The sequence below is a fragment of the Micromonospora sp. NPDC048930 genome, from assembly GCF_043197935.1.
Taxonomy (GTDB): Bacteria; Actinomycetota; Actinomycetes; order Mycobacteriales; family Micromonosporaceae; genus Micromonospora.
Window position 1 is genome coordinate 1 of the sequence record NZ_JBICUB010000041.1, and the last position, 5,377, is coordinate 5,377.

The window sequence follows — 5,377 nt, forward strand, 5'->3', positions numbered from 1 at the left end:
GGGTTTCTGGATGGTGTGTGGTTGTTCTTTGAGAACTCAACAGGGTGCTTGATAAGCCAGTGCCAAATTGTTTTATACCCCGGACTGGTCGAGCCTTTTGGTTTGGCTGGTTGGGATTCCTTTGGCAACACTTTTGTTGTCGGGATGGATTGTTCAACAAGTTTTTGTTGGAGAGTTTGATCCTGGCTCAGGACGAACGCTGGCGGCGTGCTTAACACATGCAAGTCGAGCGGAAAGGCCCTTCGGGGTACTCGAGCGGCGAACGGGTGAGTAACACGTGAGCAACCTGCCCTAGGCTTTGGGATAACCCCGGGAAACCGGGGCTAATACCGAATAGGACTTCTGGCCGCATGGCTGGGGGTGGAAAGTTTTTCGGCCTGGGATGGGCTCGCGGCCTATCAGCTTGTTGGTGGGGTGATGGCCTACCAAGGCGACGACGGGTAGCCGGCCTGAGAGGGCGACCGGCCACACTGGGACTGAGACACGGCCCAGACTCCTACGGGAGGCAGCAGTGGGGAATATTGCACAATGGGCGGAAGCCTGATGCAGCGACGCCGCGTGAGGGATGACGGCCTTCGGGTTGTAAACCTCTTTCAGCAGGGACGAAGCGTAAGTGACGGTACCTGCAGAAGAAGCGCCGGCCAACTACGTGCCAGCAGCCGCGGTAAGACGTAGGGCGCGAGCGTTGTCCGGATTTATTGGGCGTAAAGAGCTCGTAGGCGGCTTGTCGCGTCGACTGTGAAAACCCGCAGCTCAACTGCGGGCCTGCAGTCGATACGGGCAGGCTAGAGTTCGGTAGGGGAGACTGGAATTCCTGGTGTAGCGGTGAAATGCGCAGATATCAGGAGGAACACCGGTGGCGAAGGCGGGTCTCTGGGCCGATACTGACGCTGAGGAGCGAAAGCGTGGGGAGCGAACAGGATTAGATACCCTGGTAGTCCACGCTGTAAACGTTGGGCGCTAGGTGTGGGGGGCCTCTCCGGTTCCCTGTGCCGCAGCTAACGCATTAAGCGCCCCGCCTGGGGAGTACGGCCGCAAGGCTAAAACTCAAAGGAATTGACGGGGGCCCGCACAAGCGGCGGAGCATGCGGATTAATTCGATGCAACGCGAAGAACCTTACCTGGGTTTGACATGGCCGCAAAACCGGCAGAGATGTCGGGTCCTTCGGGGGCGGTCACAGGTGGTGCATGGCTGTCGTCAGCTCGTGTCGTGAGATGTTGGGTTAAGTCCCGCAACGAGCGCAACCCTCGTTCGATGTTGCCAGCGCGTTATGGCGGGGACTCATCGAAGACTGCCGGGGTCAACTCGGAGGAAGGTGGGGATGACGTCAAGTCATCATGCCCCTTATGTCCAGGGCTTCACGCATGCTACAATGGCCGGTACAATGGGCTGCGATACCGTGAGGTGGAGCGAATCCCAAAAAGCCGGTCTCAGTTCGGATCGGGGTCTGCAACTCGACCCCGTGAAGTCGGAGTCGCTAGTAATCGCAGATCAGCAACGCTGCGGTGAATACGTTCCCGGGCCTTGTACACACCGCCCGTCACGTCACGAAAGTCGGCAACACCCGAAGCCGGTGGCCCAACCCCTCGGGGAGGGAGCCGTCGAAGGTGGGGCTGGCGATTGGGACGAAGTCGTAACAAGGTAGCCGTACCGGAAGGTGCGGCTGGATCACCTCCTTTCTAAGGAGCACCATCCGTCGAAAGACGGCATGGAGCCCACGCCATCTGAATGTGGTGGCGGGGTGCTCACAGGCGGAGACACTGGCCAGTTTTTCCCTGGCAACGGCTGGGATTTCTAGTACGACCGCTCTTGGGTGGTAGGGAACGGATGACCGGTGCGGCTGGGAGGAAGCGCTAAGCACCCTGTTGGGTCCTGAAGGAACAACCAGTGGTTGTCTTTCAGAGCCATGACGCGAACGGAAGTTCGTGGAGGCGCCAGGCACGGCCTGGTTTCTCATACCGCCGGCGGTTGCCGGGCTGGTGGGGGACTGTGGGGTTGTGGGTTGGTCGTTTGTTGAGAATTGCACAGTGGACGCGAGCATCTTTGTGGTCAAGTTGTCAAGGGCGAACGGTGGATGCCTTGGCACCAGGAGCCGATGAAGGACGTGGGAGGCCGCGATAGGCCTGGGGGAGCTGTCAACCAAGCTGTGATCCCAGGGTGTCCGAATGGGGGAACCCGGCTGGAGTCATGTCCAGTCACCCGCACCTGAACACATAGGGTGTGTGGGGGGAACGCGGGGAAGTGAAACATCTCAGTACCCGTAGGAAGAGAAAACAAAGAGTGATTCCGTGAGTAGTGGCGAGCGAAAGCGGATGGAGGCTAAACCGGCTGCGTGTGATACCTGTCAGGGGTTGCGTGGTCGGGGTTGTGGGACCCTGCGAAACGAGCTGACACTCGTTTGAGGAGTTACAAAGCCAGTTGCTAGCCGAACAGTCTGGAAAGGCTGACCGTAGGCGGTGATAGTCCGGTAGGTGAAAGTGGCTGGTCTCCTGTGGGTGTTCCCGAGTAGCGGCGGACTCCTGAAATCTGCCGTGAATCTGCCAGGACCACCTGGTAAGCCTAAATACTTCCTGGTGACCGATAGCGGACGAGTACCGTGAGGGAATGGTGAAAAGTACCCCGGGAGGGGAGTGAAATAGTACCTGAAACCGTTCGCCTACAATCCGTCGGAGCCTTGCGGGGTGACGGCGTGCCTTTTGAAGAATGAGCCTGCGAGTTAGTGGCATGTGGCGAGGTTAACCCGTGTGGGGGAGCCGTAGCGAAAGCGAGTCTGAATAGGGCGATCCAGTCGCATGCTCTAGACCCGAAGCGGAGTGATCTAGCCATGGGCAGGCTGAAGCGCGGGTAAGACCGCGTGGAGGGCCGAACCCACCAACGTTGAAAAGTTGGGGGATGACCTGTGGTTAGGGGTGAAAGGCCAATCAAACTCCGTGATAGCTGGTTCTCCCCGAAATGCATTTAGGTGCAGCGTCGCGTGTTTCTTGCCGGAGGTAGAGCACTGGATGGTCTAGGGGGCCCACAAGCTTACCGAAATCAGCCAAACTCCGAATGCCGGTAAGTGAGAGCGCGGCAGTGAGACTGCGGGGGATAAGCTTCGTAGTCGAGAGGGAAACAGCCCAGATCACCAGCTAAGGCCCCTAAGCGTGTGCTAAGTGGAAAAGGATGTGGGGTCGCATAGACAACCAGGAGGTTGGCTTAGAAGCAGCCACCCTTTAAAGAGTGCGTAATAGCTCACTGGTCAAGTGGTTCCGCGCCGACAATGTAGCGGGGCTCAAGCACACCGCCGAAGCTGTGGCATTCACATTTTTACCTCGCTTGGACTTGATTCCTTGTGCAGGTGTGTGGATGGGTAGGGGAGCGTCGTGCCGCGGTTGAAGCAACGGGGTGACCTAGTTGTGGACGCGGCACGAGTGAGAATGCAGGCATGAGTAGCGAAAGAAGGGTGAGAAACCCTTCCGCCGGATGACCAAGGGTTCCAGGGCCAGGCTAATCCGCCCTGGGTGAGTCGGGACCTAAGGCGAGGCCGAGAGGCGTAGTCGATGGACAACGGGTTGATATTCCCGTACCCGCGAAAGAGCGACCCTGATGAACCTCGTTGTGCTAACCACCCAAACCGTGGATGGTCTTCGGACCTGAAGCGGGGAGCGTGGGAACCTGGCGGGTAGTAGTCAAGCGATGGGGTGACGCAGGAAGGTAGCTGATCCCGGCCGGTGGTTGTGCCGGGGTAAGCGTGTAGGCCGTGCTGTAGGCAAATCCGCAGCACATGTAGGCTGAGACGTGATGCCGAGCCGATTCAGGTGAAGTCAGTGATCCTATGCTGCCGAGAAAAGCCTCTAGCGAGTTCTTAGCGGCCCGTACCCCAAACCGACACAGGTGGTCAGGTAGAGAATACCGAGGCGATCGGGCGAACTGTGGTTAAGGAACTCGGCAAATTGCCCCCGTAACTTAGGGAGAAGGGGGGCCGGAGACGTGAAGCCCCGCGCGGGTGGAGCGTTGTATGGCCGCAGAGAGCAGGGGGAAGCGACTGTTTACTAAAAACACAGGTCCATGCGAAGAAGTAATTCGATGTATATGGACTGACGCCTGCCCGGTGCTGGAACGTTAAGGGGACCTGTTAGCTCTTCGGGGCGAAGCGGAGAACTTAAGCGCCAGTAAACGGCGGTGGTAACTATAACCATCCTAAGGTAGCGAAATTCCTTGTCGGGTAAGTTCCGACCTGCACGAATGGCGTAACGACTTCCCCACTGTCTCAACCACAGGCCCGGCGAAATTGCATTACGAGTAAAGATGCTCGTTACGCGCGGCAGGACGGAAAGACCCCGGGACCTTTACTATAGCTTGACATTGGTACTTGAGTTAGCTTGTGTAGGATAGGTGGGAGCCGGTGAAGCTCGCACGCCAGTGCGGGTGGAGGCAATCTTGAAATACCACTCTGGTTGATTTGGGTATCTAACTTCGGACCGTTATCCGGTTCAGGGACAGTGTCTGGTGGGTAGTTTAACTGGGGCGGTTGCCTCCTAAAGGGTAACGGAGGCGCCCAAAGGTTCCCTCAGCCTGGTTGGCAATCAGGTGTTGAGTGCAAGTGCACAAGGGAGCTTGACTGTGAGACTGACAGGTCGAGCAGGGACGAAAGTCGGGACTAGTGATCCGGCACTGGCATGTGGAAGCGGTGTCGCTCAACGGATAAAAGGTACCCCGGGGATAACAGGCTGATCTTCCCCAAGAGTCCATATCGACGGGATGGTTTGGCACCTCGATGTCGGCTCGTCGCATCCTGGGGCTGTAGCAGGTCCCAAGGGTTGGGCTGTTCGCCCATTAAAGCGGTACGCGAGCTGGGTTTAGAACGTCGTGAGACAGTTCGGTCCCTATCCGCCGTGCGCGTAGGATACTTGAGAAGGGCTGTCCCTAGTACGAGAGGACCGGGACGGACGAACCTCTGGTGTGCCAGTTGTCCCGCCAGGGGCACGGCTGGTTAGCTACGTTCGGAAGGGATAACCGCTGAAAGCATCTAAGCGGGAAGCTCGCTTCAAGATGAGGTATCCCACCACTCTTTGAGTGGGTAAGGCCCCCAGCTAGACGACTGGGTTGATAGGCCGGAAATGTAAGCCCGGTAACGGGTTCAGTTGACCGGTACTAATAGGCCGAGGACTTGACTACTAAGCTGCTACGCGTCCACTGTGCAACTCCCGACAAACGAACAACACCCAGCGGAAGGCTGGTTGAGTTGTTTGATATGTCGATAGAGTTACGGCGGTCATGGCGGAGGGGAAACGCCCGGTCACATTCCGAACCCGGAAGCTAAGCCCTCCAGCGCCGATGGTACTGCACTCGGGAGGGTGTGGGAGAGTAGGACACCGCCGGACAATCTTTCCAGTC

At 58.0% G+C, this 5,377-nt stretch carries 3 rRNA genes; all 3 read left to right on the top strand.

The window, feature by feature from the left end:
- Window positions 1-164 precede the first annotated feature (164 nt).
- The 3 genes from ACGFI9_RS37805 (at window position 165) to rrf (ending at window position 5,364) form a co-directional block, all read left to right on the top strand.
- Window positions 165-1,680, top strand: a 16S ribosomal RNA gene (locus tag ACGFI9_RS37805).
- A gap of 368 nt (window positions 1,681-2,048) precedes the next feature.
- Window positions 2,049-5,158: ribosomal RNA gene (locus ACGFI9_RS37810) — 23S ribosomal RNA — on the top strand.
- A gap of 89 nt (window positions 5,159-5,247) precedes the next feature.
- Window positions 5,248-5,364: ribosomal RNA gene (gene rrf, locus ACGFI9_RS37815) — 5S ribosomal RNA — on the top strand.
- The 16S, 23S and 5S rRNA genes sit together here, the layout of an rRNA operon.
- Window positions 5,365-5,377 lie beyond the last annotated feature (13 nt).